Consider the following 19,361-nt stretch of genomic DNA (forward strand, 5'->3'; position numbering starts at 1 on the left):
CAGCTTTTGAAAAGTTGTAAGGCTTGCTATGCTCACCTTTTGATAAGTTTACTCTTTATTTCTTCTAACTTTTCCTCATAAGAAACACCTACCGGGATAGTTTTACCAGCTACAGTCACCTCCTGGCGGGTGAGTTTTTCAATCTTATCTATAGCTATGGTATACGAACGATGGATGCGGATAAATTTTTCCGGAGGTAATACTTTTACTATATCCGTCATGGTCTGGCGGCTTAGCAGCTGTTTGTCCTTCAGCATAAATGTCAGGTAATTGCCTTCTGCCTCCACATAGCAAATGTCTGCCAGCCATACTTTCTCTTCCTCGTAACCTGTTTTAATAAATATATAATTTTCGGGTTCCTTGCTGCGGAGTTGTTTATGCTCAAGGGCTTTGTTGCAGGCTTTGGTGAATCGGACCAGAGAAAAAGGCTTTAACAGGTAATCTATAGCATTCAGTTCAAATCCCTTAACCGCATATTGAGAGTAGGCCGTAGTAAAAATGATCATAGGAACTTGTGACAAACAGGTTATAAACTCAATACCAGAGATATCGGGCATTTTTATGTCCAGAAAAATCAAATCCACTTTATTGGCCTGTAAATAACTTATGGCTTCAAAGGCATTGGTAAAACTTGCTTCCAGTTGCAGAAATGGCACTTTCGCTGCATGTAACTGCACTACGTCTAAGGCTTGTGGCTCATCATCTATGGCAATAGCAGTAAGCATCTAATTTTTTGTTTTTGATTATTAACTCCAGTAAGCAGCTTTTCTGAAAGAGGCGGTAACTTTTTGTGTTTACCAGTACACCAACGTCAGGGCAACAAAAAAGTCTTTGTCCGACTGCTGAATCTCTAATGTATGACGGTTTGGATAGATCAAGGCCAGGCGTTTTTTTACATTAGCCAAACCTACCCCAGACTTATCCTGTTCGGGATCGTTTTCCCGTTTCATATGCAAAGAATTGTGTACTTTAAAATATAATTTAGTAGCATCCAGTGTTAAGGTAATAAATATCCAGGAAGGATTCTGTAAGCTGATGCCATGTTTAAACGCATTTTCTACAAATGGATTGAGCAGCATGGGAGCCATGTAGATCTCTTTGCCAGGCTCCTGAATGTTTACCCGGATTTCTACGCCCTGCGACTCATCAATCCGCATTCGTTGAATAGCAATGTAGTTGTGCAGGTATTCTACTTCTTTACTAAGCGGAATCCGGTCCTGGTTGTTTTCCTGGAACATGAAATGCATCATATCGCCTAGCTTCTGAATCCCATCGGCTGTTTTATCACTATTTTCCTTTAGCGCGGTTGCATACAAACTGTTCAGGGCATTGAATAAAAAATGCGGATTGATCTGTGAACGGAGGCTAGCCAGTTCAGCAGAAGTACTGGAAACCTGGGTTTGTAAAATCCTTTTTTCTCTAGATAAAAGAGTACGAACATAAGCAATAACACCAGAACAGAACAAAGAGAAAGCACTAATAATCGCAATAGGTTCTGTAAATATCCACCTAAATTCTCTATAGCAACCCCAAATGATAAATGTACTCATCATAGCAAGTAAAAAACCTATAGTAATGTGTGAGGTAAATCTGCCGAAATCCTGTTTCTCTACGAGAGGAATTATTATTTCATATAAGTAACTTTGAAGGAAATAGATTTGTAAAAGTATGCCACCAAGTAGCAGTAAACGCGAAGTATCGCCTTGCCATAAAGGTACAGGAATCTGTACAAGAAAAGCAGCAATTACTAAGAATGTACCTAAGCACGCCATAAAAAAATAACTTAACAAACGGGAGATATTTTCTTTAGCAAGGTGCTGATGGAGATAATAATATACTTGGGCAAAAACCTCATAAATACCCATAATAATTATTATGCCTATGGAATCTTTGAATACAGTCATTTTCCGGAACTCGGAATATACCCTTACATGTGTAAACACATTGTTAGTGACGTATCTGTGGATGTAAAGTTTAAAATAGTAAAACAGCCAAACACCAACTATAACAAAAACAATCGCCAGAGCTGTAAGCCCAAAAGCTTCTTGGATATTTTTTCCGTAGGTAAACTTTGGATAGGCTATATAATGAAAAGTATGCCAGGCCATTAATAGCAGTACGGTGCCTGCTATAACTGGAATAAAATTATTAAGTATCTGATTATAGCCTTCTATGCCCTGCACATGAGCCACATTCATACTTTTAAAATTGGTAGTTTCTAAATATAGCCGCCATGCTACGTGTACATTTGCTGCTAAAAGCACAAAAGCTAGTTCAAAACGCCTAATTGTTTGTATCTCCTGCATAGTTTTTCAATTCTTTTACCTGAGCAAAACTATTCTAAGATATTTAGCTTGTGGAAGAAATGGGGTGAATGCATAAAAAAATGGGGTGAATACGAAAACACCTCACAGGTTTTGGAAACCTGTGAGGTGTCTTTCTTAAAGAATACCTTTTTAAAAGGGCGGTGTATCGTCTGGCGGATTATTGAGTTTAGGCGTATAACCCGGGTTTGCCCGGCTGCCTAAGGTAATAGTGCCAGGAGGCGTTTCAAATTCAGAAGGCATGGCATTCATATCCGGGAAAGCCGCACTGCCAAAGGGCGACATATTTCCTGTATCTAAATCACCAAACTTCGTAAACTTGCCAATAAATTTCAACTGTACGGTATCCAGGGAACCATTCCGGTGCTTGGCTATAATTACTTCCCCCATATTTGTAGTCGGGTTGCCACTCTCATCCTGGGTGATACCATAATACTCCGGACGGTACAAGAATATTACCATATCCGCATCCTGCTCAATAGACCCTGATTCCCGTAAATCGGATAATTGTGGTTTTTTCTCCCCGCCTCTGGTTTCTACAGCCCGGCTCAGCTGTGAGAGGGCAATTACCGGCACATCCAGTTCTTTCGCCAGGTTTTTCAAGGCCCGGGAGATAGAGGCAATTTCCTGTTCCCGGTTACCGCCACCGCCCCGGCCAGAAGAGTCGCCGGACATGAGCTGCAAGTAATCTATAATAATCAGTTGAATATCGTGCTGTGCTTTTAAGCGGCGGCATTTGGCGCGTAGTTCCAGAATAGACAAAGCTGGCGTATCGTCAATAAAAATAGGAGCCGCTTCCAGGTTGCGTATCTTATAGTGTAACTGTTCCCATTCGTATTGGGCCAGGTTGCCTTTCTTAATTTTCTCACTTTCCAGTTCTGCTTCAGCCGAAATAAGACGGTTAACCAGCTGAATAGACGACATCTCCAGGGAAAATATAGCCACCGCATGCCCAAACTCTACCGCCGCATTCCGCATTGCGGAAACAACGAAGGCAGTTTTGCCCATACCAGGCCTAGCCGCCAGAATAACTAAATCAGAACGTTGCCAGCCAGAAGTAACACGGTCCAGGGCACTGAAACCGGTAGGTACACCGGTTAAGCCATCTTTGTGGTCTTTCTTAGACTCCAGTTCTTTTATCGCCTGTTGCATTAAGGAACGCATGTCGGCAAAGTTCTTCCGGATGTTGGATTCAGAGATGGTAAAAAGATTCTGCTCTGTTTTGTCTAGCAATTGAAATACGTCAGTAGTATCTTCATAGGCATCCCGCTGAATTTCAGAAGCAATAGAGATCAGCTCCCGCTTAATAGACTGCTGGGTGATAATACGGGCGTGGGCTTCAATATTCGCTGCAGAGTTTACCCGGGAGGTTAATTCGGTAATGTAAAAGGGGCCGCCAGCCATTTCCAGTTTACCAGTATTCCGCAAGCGTTGCGTAACGGTAAGGATATCTACCGGCTCCGACATAGAAAACAAATCCAGAATAGCCCGGTAAATTTCTTTATGGGAGTCTTTATAAAAACTTTCAGGCTTCAGAATGTCAATTACATTCGTCAGGGCATCTTTTTCAATCATCAGTGCACCCAACACCGCTTCTTCTATCTCCAGTGCCTGCGGTGGCAGCTTACCCATCCCGGTATCCAGTAAACGGTTGGTTCCCAAACGGCCCCCGGTAGAGGAAAAAGCTTTTTTAAATTGTGAGTTACCTATATCCATAGAGTATATAAATCTAATAAATAGGAGGGTAAAGTACGTCTCCTGGACAGTAAAAATTTTTGATAGAAGTTTTGCGTAAAAACTGCCTAGTATATGGTACGTAACATATAGGCAAAGCCCTGCCAGGTACATACCATTGGCTGTAGACAGAAAAACCCCGCATAGTTTTACAGGGTTTGGATTATGTAAGCGTAAAGCACAAACTACTTCATGGGCATGTAGTATTAGGCGGTAGTTGCGGGTTCTTCGTCTTTGACAATAACTTTCTCAATCTTGTCGCCCTGGCGGATCTGATCTATTACCTCCAGGCCTTCCACCACTTTGCCAAAGCAGGTATGGTTGCGGTCCAGGTGGGCTGTATTTCTACGGCTATGGCAGATGAAGAATTGAGAGCCGCCAGTATCCCGGCCGGCATGCGCCATAGATAATACACCTCTGTCGTGGTACTGATTGCCACCCGTTAGTTCACACTTAATTTTATAGCCTGGGCCTCCTCGTCCGGTACCGGTGGGGTCTCCTCCCTGGATTACAAAGTCAGGAATAACCCGGTGGAAAATGGTACCATCATAGAATCCCTTCTGGGCCAGGTCTACAAAGTTTTGTACAGTGTTGGGCGCATCTTTTTCGTAAAATACAATCTTCATCACGCCTTTTGCGGTGTGCATCTCAGCTGTCTTCATAGGTAAGTATTATGGTAATGGCTATAATGAACTAGTGAAATGAACAACTGCTTAGGTTACACCATTTTGCTAGTTCTGTATAGGTTTGTATGTATAAAATGTTCTTTTTTATTTCGTATACTCTATTGTTTCCGCAGGCAAAATCTACCTTTGAAAACAGGCTAACCGAGCCAGATTTTTCAGCAGCAAGAATACAAAGCTAAAAGAAAATATTAAAAGGGAGGGCTAACCAAAAGAATATTTATTTACGTATTTTACCTCAAAATTATAACCCCCTATGGATAACCAGATTAAGCAATTGTTGACGGATGCTTCCAAAGATTTGTTATACCCCAGTGAATCCGACTACCCGTTTGACTATGTAGAATGGGAAACCGGAAACGAAAAACTCACCAAAAAACGTATCAGGCAACTAACCGGTAAAGCAGGAAAAGAGCCTGTAAAATCAGTAAGCCTGGAAGATTTTTTTAAACAAGTTACCGAAGAAAAAGACTGGTATGGAGAAGAGGAAAAAGCTACCGCCGAACGATTCCGGAAACTACAGCAGGTCCTCGAAAACAATCTGACTCATGTGCGGGTGTTTAAAGTGGGTAAAATAGAAATAGATGCTTACATCGTAGGAAAAACCAACGAGGGTAAATGCGCAGGCCTCTCTACCAAAGTTGTGGAAACATAAATCCATGCAGACTCACTCTTGTAAGTAGCTGCTCCTATGAAATGTGCAATAATTTTGTCTTTACAAAAGGTATCTAATTCATAAAAACTTGCGTATACACGACAGAATTATTGTTACCACTACAAAAAGTTATAATTATCAGCAAAGCAACTAACATATTACGTAAAGCAGGGAAGATAGTAGGATTCACTGTCTTAGGTATTATCCTTCTCTTTCTCTTGATATGGGGAGCCCTGCAAATACCGCAGGTTCAGACATTTGCCGTAAAAAAGGTTACGCAGAGCCTGTCGTCGAAACTCAATACGACTTTTCGTATTCAGCGGGTAGATATTGATTTTTTTAAGACCATTGTCCTGGAAGGTATTTATCTGGAAGATCAAAAGCAAGATACGCTCTTATATGCCAATGAACTGCGGGTAAATTTGGGTGTACTTTCTTTATTCAAGAAAACCATTCATGTAAATGATATTGGCCTGGACAATGCCTACATACATATCAACCGGCCAGCCAACGATTCTACCTACAATTTTGCTTTTATCCCGGAAGCCTTCGCCTCTACAGACACCACCACCCAGGATACTACGGCCTCAGCATGGGATTTTGATTTGAGTGAGGTAAATCTGGAGAAAGTCCGCTTTGTAATGGACGACAAGTATGAAGGCAACGAGCTGAATCTTGCACTCAACTCTTTCAAACTTGATGTAGAAACGCTGGGGTTGCAAGACAAATTTCCACAGATCAACGACATTACCATAGATGGCCTGAACGTAGCTTTTGCACAACCGCAACCAGAAGCTGATACACTAGCCGAGGTGGCTGCCGAAACTGCTAAACTTGATACCCTGGCTGGCTCAGTAGCAAAAGCTGTGGAAGGAGATAGCTTACAAAATGAGCTGGCTCAGAAAGATTCCATCAATACACCCTTTAATGATAGCGGTTACAGGGTAGCAGTGAATAACTTCACTATCCGCAACACCAACATTAAATACGATGTAAAAGGCGCACCTGTAGCAGAAAAAGGGATGGACTTTAGCCACATGGATATCCGCAACCTCCTACTGGAGATAGCCGACATCAAAGCTGGCGCCAATGACTTTACCCTGGATGTGAATGCGTTAACTTTTCAGGAAAAAAGCGGATTCGATTTGCAGGAGTTTGCTCTCAACTTCCAGGCAGATATGCCTATGATTCAGGCTGATTTACAAAAATTCCGCACAGCTAATTCTGTACTGGATGATGGCCTAATGGTAAAGCTTGAATCTATTAACGACATAGATAATCTACTCCAAAACTTGCAGATAACTGCCAAATTTGCCCAGGATTCTCTGGCCATGCAGGATCTGGCTTATTTTTCAAATGCCCTGGATACTATCCCTGCTCTTGCCGGTCAGCACCTGTTCCTGGATGGCGGCTTACAGCTGAATGGCACTTCTGCTCAGATTACTAATTTACGGGCAGCTATGAATAATGCCAATTTTGTAACGCTGAATGGCAAAGCCGATAACTTCGATAACCTGCCGGAGATGCGAATAGATCTGGGAATACAGCCATTGCAAATCAGCCCCGACTTTGTAAAAGGATTTGTGCCAGCCGGAACATTACCTCCTGAATTTACCAAATTAGGCAATATTGAACTACGCTCTACCCTGAATGGCATGCTGCGCAACATGCAGGGCGATATACGTCTGGCAACGGCTGCCGGGCGAGCCAACATGACGTTTAGGGCAGGTACGGATACCTCTTTTACTAACAACTGGCTGGATGCTGACCTTACTTTAGATCAGCTAGATCTGGAAAAGCTATTAGGAAAAGCAAGCAATCTGGGTAAAGTATCCCTAACAGCCCAGGTAGATGGCAGACGGTCTGGTGAGGTAATAGATGTAAATGATGCCCAAGTAAATGTTAGAAGCCTGCGGTACAATCAATATACGTATCAGAATATCCGGCTCAATGCCAGTTATTTGAACGAAATAGTACGAGGCAAACTAACTTCTGAAGACCGTAATTTGCAAGCAAGTATTGTAGCCATCGCCAACCTGGGTAAAAAACAGCCAGGGTTTAATGTGCGGGCAGACATCCTGGAAGTAGACCTTAATGCGTTAAACTTTACTGAAGATACCTTAACCATCCGCACTGGCCTTATAGCAGACATTCAGGGAACTGATCCCAATCAGATGGTGGGAGATGCTATTATCAGCAACCTGGTATTGCAGCAACCTACCCGGGCTCTCACCATGGACTCTTTAATTGTGGCTGTAAATAATTCGCCAGAGTTTAAGGATATTCAGGTGCGGTCAGATATTCTCAGTGCCAAAGTTAATGGCCGTTTCAGCTTCGAAGAATTACCCCTGGCTTTAAATTTATTTGTCCAGAAATACATCACTACCTATGAGGTAGGCCCTGAACAGCTGAAAAACGACCAGTCGGTGCATTTTGAAATGGCCATACCTGCCAATCCGAATATTATAGAAGGAATGGTAGAAGGCTTACGTATTCCGCAGCCTATTACAATTAATGGCAATTTTAACAGTGGCACCAGTCAGTTACTCTTATTTGGCAGCATTCCCCAAGTCTTTTTCAACGACCAGGTGGTTAATGCCTTCCTGCTGGATGTACGTACCGATGAAGATAAACTGCATTTTGATGCACGGGCCGAAAGTATAAAAGTAAGTGATAGTTTAATAATTCCTACTCCCCGCATCAACAGTACTGTAGAAGAAGATGATCTGCGGTTTAACCTCCGGCTGGCTGCGGAAGATGCAGAGTCCAGAATGAATCTCAATGGCCGCTTCCGGATTAAGCAAGATACCTTCCTGCTGGATTTCGATCCGTCCGATATTTATTTGAAAAACAAACGCTGGATACTTTCTGAAACCGGACAGATAATTTATGCGCCTGAATATTTGCAGATTAATGAATTTATGCTGCGCCAGAATAACCAGGTGATTGCTGCCAACAGCCGTGAAGTAGGCGGAGGCCGTTCTGCGCTGCATTTATCGCTGGCAAACATCAGTATAGAAGAAGCGCTGGAGCTAGCCGGGCAGCAGGATTTAGGTTTGAAGGGAATTATTTATGGAGAAGCCGAAGTAAGCGACCTTTTTGGCACACCTATTCTGGAAACACTGGTACAAATAGATACATTGAAAGTAGAAGAGAGTGCCATAGGCCATGTAGCTCTGGAAGCCGACCGGAATGCAGAGGGTGGAATTGGTATGGAAGCTTCTATTAAAGGGCAGTCGAACGATATAAATATGGCTGGTTCTTACCTTCCGGCAGAAGAAACCAATAACCTGAGCCTGGATGTAAACATCAACCAGATTACCTTAGAGCAATTCAACACCTTTGTTAAAGATTTTGTTACTGAAATGAAGGGCAGCCTAACGGCCGATATTAAAGTGCGCGGCAGCGTATCCGACCCTACAGTAAATGGCGAGCTGGTATTCGACTCCACCATGATCCGCCCTACCATGCTGGGAGTACCTTTTTCTATTATTAACCAACGAATTGCTTTTCAGGAAAAAGGCGTACAACTCAATAACTTCACTTTTACAGATGAGCAAAAGCGCCCGGCGGTATTGAACGGCTGGGTAGATTACAGCGACCTGGAAAACGTACGGATGGATCTAACGTTTAAAACAGACCGCTTTCAATTTGTAAATACCCGCACTGGAGATACCTTCTATGGTCAAGCGTTTGCTTCTACCAATCTTCGTATACAAGGCCCCTTATCTAATATGGTAATGACTGGCCAGGTACGTACGCTGGAAGATACCAAACTCTTTTTAATTGGCTATAACAAAGGAGCCGCCGAAGCCAATAGAGCTACCTATGTAACGTTTGTAGGCGTCAACGATCTGAATTCTTCTAATGATGCTGAGCAAAGCGAAGAAACAGAGCCTGAGGAAAAGCCTGCCAAGTCAGCATCCACGTTTTCTATGGACGTGCGGGCCGAAGTTACCTCTGAGGCTGAGGTAAATATTCTGCTCAGCGATGCAAGTAAAGACAACATCCGGGCGTTGGGAGATGGCGCTTTCGATATACGCATGACGCCACAAGGCGATATGCTTATTTTTGGCGAGTATGTTATAAAAGAAGGAAGTTATCTGTTAAACTTGCTTGGTGCCGTAACAAAAAAATTCGATATAGAAGAGGGAAGTACCATTACGATGAATGGCCCAGTTGATCAGGTACGTTTAGATATTACAGCTATTTACGAAGTAGAAACTTCCCTGGCAGAACTGAATGAAGAAGGCATGGCGCTGGTACATGTGCTAACAAATATTGAAGGGGGCTTAGAGGGGCTGGAAGTGAGTTTTGATATCCGGGTACCTGAAAACCGGAATACCACCGGAGCAGATGCTGTATCGCAGCAGTTGGAGCAGTTCCGTCAAGACGAAAGTGAGTTGAATAAACAAGCCCTGGCGTTAATTGCCTTAAACCGGTTTCTGATTAACAGCAACCCATTGGCAGGCGGCTCAGGCGGAGGCGGTACTGTACAAACGGTGAACGAACAGGTGGATAAAGGTATTAGCGGCCTTCTCTCTTCACAGCTTAACAACCTGGCACAGGATTACCTGGGCGTGGAAGTAAGTGTTAACGTAGAATCCCGGGAAGGCACTTCCAGCTATACAGACAAGAATGTTGGCTTAAATGTATCAAAGTCTCTGTTTGACGACCGGCTAAGTGTATCTGTTGGGGGTAATATTGGTGTGGGCGGTACAGCGTCTACCAGCAATAGCGCCCGGAATGTAATTGGCGATTTTCTAGCTGAATACAGACTTTTGCCCTCCGGAAACTTAAACCTGCGGTTTTTCCGTACAAACCAGCTAGACCAGCTGGGGCAGATGGAGTTCCGTGAAAGGATTGGTTTTTCTCTTATTCACCGCAAGCGGTTTAACAAATGGAAGTACCTGTTTAAGAGCCGGACAAAAGAGAAAAAGAGATTAGGTATAGAAGGCAACCCAGATGAACAGTAAACAAACGCAGTAAACAAACCATTACTAAAAGACGCATATGCTGCGTCTTTTTTGTTACTATAGCTTTTATCCATTGTTAACACCTAACAAATTGCCTACTACACAGTTCTCTAACAACAACGATTGATTTACCTATTATCACAGACTATTTTTTTATGATTGTCAATACAGACCCAAAAGGGTGGGAAGTAATTCACCAGCGGGCACACGGATTATTAGCTATGAAAATAGCCAGCCAATGGCGCAAAGACCAGCGGCCGCATCGATGGATAGAAACTTTGCTGGCAACTGCCGAACACGACGACGGCCAGGAAGACTGGACAGGAACAAACCACATCAATGAAGCAGGTGCCCCCCTGGATTTTATCCATAAACGCTTCAACATGGTGCAGTTGAAACGCATAACTGAACTCTCGCAGCATAAAGGACAATGGATAGCACTGCTTATTTCTATGCACATGTCTTTTTTATATGAGAGTATGCGGGGCAAAGAAAAAGAACTGGATTCATTTCTGGATGAACAGAAACAGCACCAGGAACAATGGAGGAAATCGCTGAAAGTTAGCCAGCAGGAAGTAAAAAGTGCCTATGCGCTGATGCAGTGGTGCGACCGTTTCTCCCTCATCTTATGCAGAAATGAACTGCCTGCCGGAGAAAGATTGCTGGAAGTAAGCACTGGGCCCGATGGCACAAAGTACGAAGTAATGCAGCAAGGCGATAAAACAGTAATAGTAAAACCCTGGCCTTTTGAAGAAGATAGGTTTGAGCTATCTATAGAAGCTACTTACCTTAATCAATTGAGCTTTAAAAACGACCAGGAGTTATTGGCTACCTTAAAAAAATCTGCCATTAAGGACAAAGCATGGCTGCTAAGCAAGGCGTAGGGGAACAGGTTATATCAAATAAATCCTCTACCTTTGCAGCAGCATAAGCTTTATTACGAATTATAAATGTTCATGGAAGAGAAAATCCGGATTGCCATACAAAAATCTGGCAGGTTAAGTGAAGATTCATTAAAACTGATTAAAGAGTGTGGCATTCAATTCAACAATGGTACTGGTAAGTTAAAATCCGATTCAGACAATTTTCCGGCAGAGTTCCTTTTCCTACGTGACGACGACATACCGGGTTATGTAGCTGACGGCGTGGCAGACATAGGGATTGTAGGCGAAAATGTATCTGTAGAGACAAATAAACCGGTACATACGGTACATAAACTAGGGTTTTCCAAATGCCGCTTATCTTTAGCAGTACCCCGGACGGTAGAATATACAGGACTGCAAATGTTTCATAACAAAAATATAGCTACCTCCTATCCACGTATCTTGTCTACCTATTTGCAGCAGGAGGGAATTGAGGCAGCTATTCATGAAATCAGCGGATCAGTAGAAATAGCTCCCAGCATTGGCCTAGCCGATGCCATATGTGATATTGTCAGTTCCGGCAGCACATTAATGAGTAATGGGTTGAAGGAAGTAGAAGTTATTTTCCGTTCGGAAGCTGTTTTAATCAGCAGCAATACCTTATCAGCTGCTAAGCAGAAAATACTGGATCAGCTGCTGTTCAGGATTAAAGCCGTGCAGGCAGCCAAAAACAATAAATATATACTACTGAATGCACCCAACCATGCTATTCCTAAGATAATAGATGTATTGCCAGGCATGAAAAGCCCCACCGTGGTGCCCCTGGCTATGGAAGGCTGGAGCTCGATTCATTCTGTGATCAACGAAAATGAATTCTGGCAAATTATTGAAAACCTGCGGGAAGCCGGAGCCCAAGGAATTCTTGTGGTACCTATCGAAAAAATGATTATATAGCAAATAAACTAGCCCTAGCTGCTTTATGAAAAACCTTTGTCTATGTATCATTTGCTTTATAGTAGCATTGGGCACGCAGGCCCAGGTTGCCAATACATTATCTGGACAGGAAAAAAAGGAAGGCTGGAAACTATTGTTTGATGGAAAAAGCCTTATTGGCTGGCATACCTATGGAAAAAAAGGGATTGGCCCAGCCTGGAAAGTTGAAGGAGATGCGTTATTACTACATGTACCGGAGAGAGCAGGAAATAAAACGCAGGGAGGCGGAGATATCGTAACTGATGACGTATTTACCGGAGACTTTGAACTAAAGTTTGACTGGAAAATTACCCGTTTGGCGAATAGTGGCGTGTTTTTATTTGTTACAGAAAGTCCCAAGTATGAGAATGCACACAATACTGGCTTAGAAATACAAGTTACAGACAATGCCATTTTTGGTGAAGGCCCAGATAACAACCGCCGGGCAGGCGACCTATTCGGAATTGCCAGTTCCAGGCTACGGGAGGTAAAATCGGTAGGTGAATGGAACCAGACACACGTAGTATTTCAGAAAGGCCGCTTAAATATATTTCTGAATGGATTTCAGATCCACGAAATACGGTTGGACAGCCAGGCATGGAAAGAAGCTTTAGCCAAAAGTGGCCTGAAAGAAGCTCCCATTAGCCAAGGCAAATTTACCGGACGCATCGGAATACAAGATTGGGGTAGCCAAGCATGGTACCGGAATATTAAGATAAAGCCCTTATAGAATACATATCAAGCCTAGACATGAACGTTTCTTTAAAGCATATATGAAAAACCCTGCCAGGTGGAATAATCTGGCAGGGTTTTTCAATTTTTCGATTTTATAAAGATTTTACCTAAGCTTCTGCCTTCATTGCCTGAGAAAGCTCTTCCCGGTGTTTTTTATTTACCTTAAATGCGTCTAAGGTTTTCTGATACACTTCTTTATCTCCGCCTTTTATCCGGTTTACTACGGCTTCCAGCTGTTTGTCTGATAACCAGGGGCGGGTATCTTCTACAGCAGGGGCAGCGGGCTGTTCGGTTGCCGCCTGGGCGGGTTGCCTGTTCTGCGATTTACTTATTTCATCTGCGCTGGCAATACTATCTATAACCCCGATACCTGCCATAGCACAAGCCCTGCCTACAGCCGAAGTCTCTGCATTTTCCAGAGCCGATGAGTAATTTACTTCCCGGTAATTATCAGACTCCAGCTCTTGGGCTAACCCGGTATACACATATTGTTTATCATCTTTGTACATGGTAAGCTTGGCTTTCACTACCCACATTTTGCGTGATTCAAAGTACTGGTAATCAGTTTCAATAGAATAATCAAAATCGTCCTGGTTGGCTAAGTACAAAATGCGTTCTTTTACTTCTACATACTCTTTACCTTTGATAGAGATTGTTTTTAGTTTTCTGGTGGCCATAAAATGTGTAAATGGATAAGTTGTGCTAGGCTAATTAAATGAAAAAATAATGTCAGAATTACAAATTACTACTGATTATACTAAGGCAGATTAATAAATGCCTGCTGAGCAAATTAATAAAGTATTGGCACAAATACCAATCTTATAAAATTTAGTCAGACAAGTGTTTATTCATTGAGGTATACCCAGTATCAGGCCAGAGAATTACAGTTTGATCTGTTAGTAAAGATTTTGAAATTCATTCTACTTAGTGCCTACCATTACCAAAGCCCCTCTATTTATTCCCATCCCATAGCTGAGTCCAAAGCCAAGGCTGATTTGCCAGGTGGTAACCTTTTAAAGGCTGTCTGTATATATCCCGTGTAAGATTCTTTCAATTAATAAAAGCGGTAATTCCTGATAGAACCTTAATAAACGTGTTTACAGTATGAAACCCAACCAGCTTTGCTTGTACTTTTTGTTACTTTTTGTCTTACTACCGGGTCTGCCAAACGTGTATGGCCAGATTATGGTACCCAAAGGTGATATTACATTAGGAAGTAATGAGGGAGATTATCTTATACGAACCATTAAAACAAGTGACGGCGGATACCTGCTTGTTGGCATGGTAAATACAGCCAATACAGATGTTAGTGGTCCTATACAAGGCAAGTATGATTACTGGGTAGTAAAAACAAATGCAAACGGGCAAATGTTGTGGAGCCGCCTGTTAGGAAGTGCTGACAATGAATTTGTAGCGGATGTAACCGAAGATCTGGTAAATGGAGGTTTTGTTATTATCGGATACACGGATGCAGTTACAGCCAGCGGACACATTTCCTTACCTTCTAAAGGTGGCTCTACAGATATATGGGTAATTAAGCTATCTGGCGATGGAAAATCTATTATCTGGGAAAGAAGGCTAGGAGGAGACAGAGAAGACTATGCCTCCTCTATTGTTCAGCTTTCTGGCGGAAATTTTTTGATTGCCGGATATACGAACTCTACACATAGTACCGGAGACCTGGGTAGTACCACATCCCGGGGAAGTTACGATTACAGGCTTATTCATTTAAATTCTTCTGGTATGGTGGCATGGGACCGGCGTATTGGCGGGCCAAGTTTTGAAGGAACAGGCCAGAGTGGAGGAGCAGTAACTGGTATTCAGACAACTGATGGAGGCTACTTAATAGCCGGCAGAAGTTTCTCTACTACCGGAGGCGATAAAGCAGCTGGTAACATTGGTACTGGCAGTACGTCTGATATATGGATTGTCAAACTAAATGCGGCCAGAACCAAACAATGGGATGTTACGTTGGGTGGCCCGGATCAGGACATATTAGCTTCGGTTATTGAAACCTCTGATGGATTTGTAGTGGGAGGTACTACTGTAACTGATGACCCTTTGCGTGGCTATGCAAAAAACAAACAATATTTCGTAACCAAATTGAATACATCCGGATCGATGGTATGGCAAAAAACCTACGGTGGTTCTGCTGCCGATGAATTAATGTCGCTGAAACAAAGTACAGATGGTGGGTACTGGCTTGGTGGCTGGTCGTTGTCTGCAAAGGAAGGTGACAAAAGCGAACCAGGTTTTGGCTCAGCAGATTTCTGGCTTGTCAAACTTTTTTCAGATGGAAGCAAAGATTTTGATGCTACGTTTGGTGGCTCTTCCAGCGATTATTTAACAGATATTCTCGAAACAACCGACAATGGATTGCTTTTAGCCGGATTCTCAGCCTCTCCGGTTAGCGGCACCAAAACCTCTTCCAACAAAGGAGCCGACGATTTTTGGATGATGAAGGTCAATGGGATTGTGGCATTACCTGTAAATCTGTTATTCTTCAAAGCCCAGGTTATTTCAGATAGAACAGTAGCTCTTGCCTGGAGCACAGCTTCTGAATCAAACAATGCTTCTTTTACGGTAGAGCGGTCTATGAATGGACAAACATTTACACCTATTTTGCAGGTACCAGGTGCAGGCAATAGCAAAGAAGTACGGAATTACACTTCAACTGATACAGACGCACCAAATGGGTTAACCTACTACCGGTTAAAACAAACCGACTATGATGGCAAAGTAAGTTATTCAAAAACAATTAGCATACAAATTACCCAACAGCATTCGCAAGACTTTGTGGTTTTCCCTAATCCTACCGATGGTTCACAACTAAATATAGAAGTAAATTCTCTGGATATACAAGCCGAAGGATTGGTTAGCCTGACAGATATGGTAGGCCATACCATTTTTGAAAAACCAATAGCTGCGCATACAGCTAGCCGAATCAACTTGCTAGAGCATATTCCTGCATTAAAGAAAGGTATATATATTGTAACGCTGCAAAACCAAGCAGGCATTACTAGAAAAAAAGTAGTAGTTCAATAACACTAGGTACTTTTTATTAACCTTATCTTGCTATTTACTTATAAAACCACAGGCAACTCAGGCCGGTAGTTTGCCCATGCAAGCTATTAGCGGCAGTTAGCAATCAGGTTATAAAGGCATAAGCAATATTGAGTTAGACGATTTACAAGTTTTTCGTAATAAGAGAGAAAATAGCTGGAAAATCAGGGGTAATTATAGTAATTTGCGAGAATAAGTATTTTGCCTTTTCTAACCCGATTTAAACAATGGACATTACCAACCCATTAGTGTACGGAGTACCTTGTTTTGTAGCCTTCATTTTATTAGAGTTAGTTTATAGCAAAACCCACGACGACGACAGGTTGTATGAATGGAAAGATTTAGCCGTAAGCAGTGCCATGGGTTTAGGTGCTGTAATCATAACACCGCTCATTAAGGTTATTTCTTCGGCCTTTATTTTTAACGTCGTTTATGAAGCATTCAACCCCCTGGTAAATGGTGTCCGGACCAACATAATGGGCTACGAATCGTTTGGATGGGCCTGGTATACCTGGCTTATCTGCCAGTTTCTGGACGATTTCACCTATTACTGGTTCCACCGGTTAAACCACACTGTCCGTATTTTGTGGGCTGCACATATTGTTCATCATTCTTCCAATAATTTTAATTTAGGTACCGGGTTAAGGAATGGCTGGTTTACGTTAATGTACAAACCGCTGTTTTATATGTGGTTGCCTGCTATTGGCTTTCATCCCTCGATGGTAATTATTTGCCTGGCCATAGAGTCGTTGTGGCAGTTTCAATTACATACTAAATATGTACCTAAAATGGGCTTCATAGAAAAGTTTATGAATACCCATACTATGCATCAGGTACATCATGCACAAAACCTGGAGTACCTGGATAAAAACCATGGTGGATTCCTGAATATGTTCGACAAATTATTTGGTACATGGGTAGAATTGGATGAGAAAATTGATATCAAATTTGGCGTAGTGCATGCACCTAATTCTTACAATCCGGTAGTGGTCTTAACCCATGAGTTTAAAGATATCTGGCTTGATGTAAAGAAATCTAAAAATTTGTATCAGGCATTCATGTATGTATTTGGCCCTCCCGGTTGGAGTCCCGATGGCTCTACGCTAACTGTGCGGCAGATGCAGCGGGCTATGATAGCCGAGAGAAAAGCGCAACATGCTAAATCTGGAAAAATTCAGTTACAAACTGCGGTAAAGGATAAAAAGGAGGCCGTAGCTTCTAATAAATAGGTACTTGCTAAGCTAATTACGAAAGCTTATGAAGATAAATAGTAGGGGTAGCCTGGTTTGGATGGCTGCTATAAGTGTAACAAGCTTCGTGTGCTGTACTAAAGTTGCCTCAACACATCAAAAAGCTACTGATTCGGCTCAGCACCCGACTGATTCTGTAATATACATGCTAACCGCAGATAGTGTATCCATTCCAATCCGGTTAAATGAAATAGGAGATTTTCCGGCATTTGCGAAAGGGAGGCCTTACAGGCTTAGTGCCTCCGCTTACACATTTAACTTTAGAGACACAACATACCTGCACTTTTTAAATGGGCAAAGGATAGAAGGCAAACAAAAAGCCAGAATCCTACGCAGACTAAAAGAGACTGAGATAGAAAGCATAAGATATATACCTGCTGAGCAAGGAATGGAAGATTATGGACAGAAAGCAGCGAATGGCATCCTGTTTATTGAAACGAAGGATAGAAAATAAGTAGTTGGCAACTGTATAACCCTGCCTTGGTGCTCTACCTTACCAGTGAGTTTATTCTTTTAAAGCCAAACAATTGAGCCACAATCCGGTAAGGCATTCTGGTAGCCTGCTGATTATACGCCTTTATTTCTGTTTCCAACCGCTGCTGGTTCTTTATTAGTTTAGTAGCTGTTAGCTCGGCAGAGCTGAGTAATTCCTGATAATCTGGGTTATTCTGCAACTCTGGCGTATGTCCGTTTGCTTGCAAGGTAAGCTGTTTAATTGAGCTACTAAGCTTTGATGCATTTATTTTCTGGCTTGGGTCATTGGCTAGTTCTACCAGGTAAACAGGCATTTCCTTCTTATAGATCAGCAACAGGGCAGACAATTCTTTAGACATACGCACATAAGAAGCCAGTAGCTGATCTCTAGCTACCTGTAGCGAAGCGATGTTAGTACGTCTGGTAGAAAGGCTGTTGTAGTTTACAATGATCCATAAAAGTACAAATCCGGCTATTGCCAGCACCACTGGTATCATTCCCATAAGCAATCAAAATTTAAGATTCAAAGCAAAGGGCATGGAGCATATAGGGAAGGGATGCGGTACCTATCTAAAATCTACCCAAACAGCTTTACTAACAGAATTTGCGATATTCTACTTCCTCTTTCCATTGGTAGCTTACGTATCAGACACTTAAAATCCGCACCATCCGGATCAGATCGTCACTGATAGGTTTGAGTTTGGTAATGGTATCCCTGAATGGCGTATACACTAACTGATTATTGACCACACCGGCCATAACACATTTCTGCCCGTTGATTAATCCTTCCAAAGCACCTAAACCCAGGCGGCTAGCCAATATACGGTCGAAGGCGGTGGGTGCACCACCCCGCTGAATATGTCCCAGATTGGTAATACGAATGTCAGCCGTTGAGAAAATATTTTTAATCTTACTTCCTATTTCAGTTGCTCCCCCCTCTTCCCCTTCTGCCACAATAATAATAGAGGAAGTTTTAGAACGGGTCCAGCCTTGTTTCAGGGTTTCTATTACTTCTTCCAGTGGCGTAAATGTTTCCGGTACCATTACTAGTTCTGCTCCACCGGCAATACCTGATTGTATGGCAATATAGCCAGAGTCGCGTCCCATTACTTCAATAAAAAAGATACGGTCGTGCGAATCGGCGGTATCCCGTATTTTATCTATGGCATCCAAGGCCGTATTTACAGCTGTATCATAACCTATGGTATAATCGGTGCCATATAAGTCGTTGTCTATAGTACCGGGCGCACCCACTGTCGGTATTCCATATTCTTCAAAGAAAATCTGTGCACCGGTGAATGTTCCATTTCCACCAATAGCTACCAGGCCTTCTATTTCATATTGTTTCAGTTGCTCATAAGCCTTTGCTCTTCCCTCTTTGGTTCTGAATTCTGTACTGCGGGCAGACTTTAAGATGGTACCTCCCTTTTGAATGATATTGCTTACTGAATATGATTTCATTGGTGAAATCTCTCCTCTGATCATTCCATCGTAGCCATGTTTAATGCCGAAAATCTCCATCCCATAATAAATAGCTCCCCGTACTGCCGCGCGTATACAGGCATTCATTCCCGGGGCATCGCCACCAGAAGTAAAGATTGCAACTTTTTTCATGTGTATGTATTTTTTAAA

General features: G+C 42.5%; 15 protein-coding genes. 8 read left to right on the plus strand and 7 right to left on the minus strand.

The window, feature by feature from the left end; genetic code table 11:
• Positions 1–32 precede the first annotated feature (32 nt).
• The 4 genes from Q0590_RS05600 to Q0590_RS05615 all read right to left on the minus strand — a co-directional run bounded on the left by Q0590_RS05600 (position 33) and on the right by Q0590_RS05615 (position 4,720).
• On the minus strand, positions 33–725 hold the full coding sequence (locus Q0590_RS05600; protein WP_302036513.1) for a LytR/AlgR family response regulator transcription factor: 693 nt from the start codon (positions 723–725) through the stop codon (positions 33–35).
• Positions 726–794: 69 nt separating this feature from the next.
• Positions 795–2,306, minus strand: coding sequence for a sensor histidine kinase (locus Q0590_RS05605; protein ID WP_302036514.1), 1,512 nt, complete (start codon positions 2,304–2,306; stop codon positions 795–797).
• A gap of 150 nt (positions 2,307–2,456) precedes the next feature.
• On the minus strand, positions 2,457–4,040 hold the full coding sequence (dnaB, locus tag Q0590_RS05610) for a replicative DNA helicase (protein ID WP_378410397.1): 1,584 nt from the start codon (positions 4,038–4,040) through the stop codon (positions 2,457–2,459).
• A gap of 224 nt (positions 4,041–4,264) precedes the next feature.
• Complete coding sequence (locus Q0590_RS05615) at positions 4,265–4,720, minus strand: peptidylprolyl isomerase (RefSeq protein WP_302036515.1); 456 nt, start codon at positions 4,718–4,720, stop codon at positions 4,265–4,267.
• Positions 4,721–4,997: 277 nt separating this feature from the next.
• On the opposite strand from Q0590_RS05615, the gene Q0590_RS05620 reads away from it, so the two are divergent.
• The 5 genes from Q0590_RS05620 (at position 4,998) to Q0590_RS05640 (ending at position 12,937) form a co-directional block, all read left to right on the plus strand.
• Entirely contained in the window at positions 4,998–5,396 is a 399-nt protein-coding gene (locus tag Q0590_RS05620) for a nuclease A inhibitor family protein (protein WP_302036516.1), read from the plus strand.
• A 110-nt stretch (positions 5,397–5,506) separates the two neighbouring features.
• Positions 5,507–10,372: a translocation/assembly module TamB domain-containing protein gene (locus Q0590_RS05625; protein WP_302036517.1), complete on the plus strand. Its 4,866-nt coding sequence runs from the start codon at positions 5,507–5,509 to the stop codon at positions 10,370–10,372.
• Between the two features lie 155 nt (positions 10,373–10,527).
• Positions 10,528–11,256: a DUF3891 family protein gene (locus Q0590_RS05630; RefSeq protein WP_302036518.1), complete on the plus strand. Its 729-nt coding sequence runs from the start codon at positions 10,528–10,530 to the stop codon at positions 11,254–11,256.
• A gap of 72 nt (positions 11,257–11,328) precedes the next feature.
• The gene (gene hisG / locus Q0590_RS05635; protein WP_302036519.1) at positions 11,329–12,189 is read left to right on the plus strand and encodes an ATP phosphoribosyltransferase; all 861 of its coding nucleotides are present in this window, start codon (positions 11,329–11,331) and stop codon (positions 12,187–12,189) included.
• Between the two features lie 25 nt (positions 12,190–12,214).
• Positions 12,215–12,937, plus strand: a complete 723-nt coding sequence (locus Q0590_RS05640; RefSeq protein WP_302036520.1) for a 3-keto-disaccharide hydrolase — start codon at positions 12,215–12,217, stop codon at positions 12,935–12,937.
• A gap of 112 nt (positions 12,938–13,049) precedes the next feature.
• Here Q0590_RS05640 and Q0590_RS05645 read toward each other — a convergent pair whose 3' ends face one another.
• Positions 13,050–13,619, minus strand: a complete 570-nt coding sequence (locus Q0590_RS05645) for a hypothetical protein (protein ID WP_302036521.1) — start codon at positions 13,617–13,619, stop codon at positions 13,050–13,052.
• Positions 13,620–14,046: 427 nt separating this feature from the next.
• Here Q0590_RS05645 and Q0590_RS05650 point away from each other — a divergent pair, with 427 nt between their 5' ends.
• The 3 genes from Q0590_RS05650 (at position 14,047) to Q0590_RS05660 (ending at position 17,709) form a co-directional block, all read left to right on the plus strand.
• The gene (locus Q0590_RS05650; RefSeq protein WP_302036522.1) at positions 14,047–15,987 is read left to right on the plus strand and encodes a T9SS type A sorting domain-containing protein; all 1,941 of its coding nucleotides are present in this window, start codon (positions 14,047–14,049) and stop codon (positions 15,985–15,987) included.
• 245 nt (positions 15,988–16,232) lie between these two features.
• On the plus strand, positions 16,233–17,234 hold the full coding sequence (locus Q0590_RS05655; protein WP_302036523.1) for a sterol desaturase family protein: 1,002 nt from the start codon (positions 16,233–16,235) through the stop codon (positions 17,232–17,234).
• Positions 17,235–17,262: 28 nt separating this feature from the next.
• A complete protein-coding gene (locus tag Q0590_RS05660; protein WP_302036524.1) occupies positions 17,263–17,709 on the plus strand; it encodes a hypothetical protein in 447 nt (148 codons plus the stop codon).
• A 34-nt stretch (positions 17,710–17,743) separates the two neighbouring features.
• Here the strand turns inward: Q0590_RS05660 and Q0590_RS05665 are convergent, their stop codons facing one another.
• Positions 17,744–18,232: a LemA family protein gene (locus Q0590_RS05665; protein WP_302036525.1), complete on the minus strand. Its 489-nt coding sequence runs from the start codon at positions 18,230–18,232 to the stop codon at positions 17,744–17,746.
• 142 nt (positions 18,233–18,374) lie between these two features.
• Positions 18,375–19,343, minus strand: a complete 969-nt coding sequence (gene pfkA / locus Q0590_RS05670; protein WP_302036526.1) for a 6-phosphofructokinase — start codon at positions 19,341–19,343, stop codon at positions 18,375–18,377.
• Between the last annotated feature and the right edge of the window lie 18 nt (positions 19,344–19,361).

The organism is Rhodocytophaga aerolata (assembly GCF_030503435.1).
GTDB classification, from domain to species: Bacteria; Bacteroidota; Bacteroidia; order Cytophagales; family 172606-1; genus Rhodocytophaga; species Rhodocytophaga aerolata.

Excerpts from the sequence above, each read along its gene's own strand:
- Q0590_RS05600 (WP_302036513.1), bottom strand. The coding sequence starts at position 725 with ATGCTTACTGCTATTGCCATAGATGATGAGCCACAAGCCTTAGACGTA.
- Q0590_RS05605 (WP_302036514.1), bottom strand. The coding sequence starts at position 2,306 with ATGCAGGAGATACAAACAATTAGGCGTTTTGAACTAGCTTTTGTGCTT.
- dnaB (WP_378410397.1), bottom strand. The coding sequence starts at position 4,040 with ATGGATATAGGTAACTCACAATTTAAAAAAGCTTTTTCCTCTACCGGG.
- Q0590_RS05615 (WP_302036515.1), bottom strand. The coding sequence starts at position 4,720 with ATGAAGACAGCTGAGATGCACACCGCAAAAGGCGTGATGAAGATTGTA.
- Q0590_RS05620 (WP_302036516.1), top strand. The coding sequence starts at position 4,998 with ATGGATAACCAGATTAAGCAATTGTTGACGGATGCTTCCAAAGATTTG.
- Q0590_RS05630 (WP_302036518.1), top strand. The coding sequence starts at position 10,528 with ATGATTGTCAATACAGACCCAAAAGGGTGGGAAGTAATTCACCAGCGG.
- hisG (WP_302036519.1), top strand. The coding sequence starts at position 11,329 with ATGGAAGAGAAAATCCGGATTGCCATACAAAAATCTGGCAGGTTAAGT.
- Q0590_RS05640 (WP_302036520.1), top strand. The coding sequence starts at position 12,215 with ATGAAAAACCTTTGTCTATGTATCATTTGCTTTATAGTAGCATTGGGC.
- Q0590_RS05645 (WP_302036521.1), bottom strand. The coding sequence starts at position 13,619 with ATGGCCACCAGAAAACTAAAAACAATCTCTATCAAAGGTAAAGAGTAT.
- Q0590_RS05650 (WP_302036522.1), top strand. The coding sequence starts at position 14,047 with ATGAAACCCAACCAGCTTTGCTTGTACTTTTTGTTACTTTTTGTCTTA.
- Q0590_RS05655 (WP_302036523.1), top strand. The coding sequence starts at position 16,233 with ATGGACATTACCAACCCATTAGTGTACGGAGTACCTTGTTTTGTAGCC.
- Q0590_RS05660 (WP_302036524.1), top strand. The coding sequence starts at position 17,263 with ATGAAGATAAATAGTAGGGGTAGCCTGGTTTGGATGGCTGCTATAAGT.
- Q0590_RS05665 (WP_302036525.1), bottom strand. The coding sequence starts at position 18,232 with ATGGGAATGATACCAGTGGTGCTGGCAATAGCCGGATTTGTACTTTTA.
- pfkA (WP_302036526.1), bottom strand. The coding sequence starts at position 19,343 with ATGAAAAAAGTTGCAATCTTTACTTCTGGTGGCGATGCCCCGGGAATG.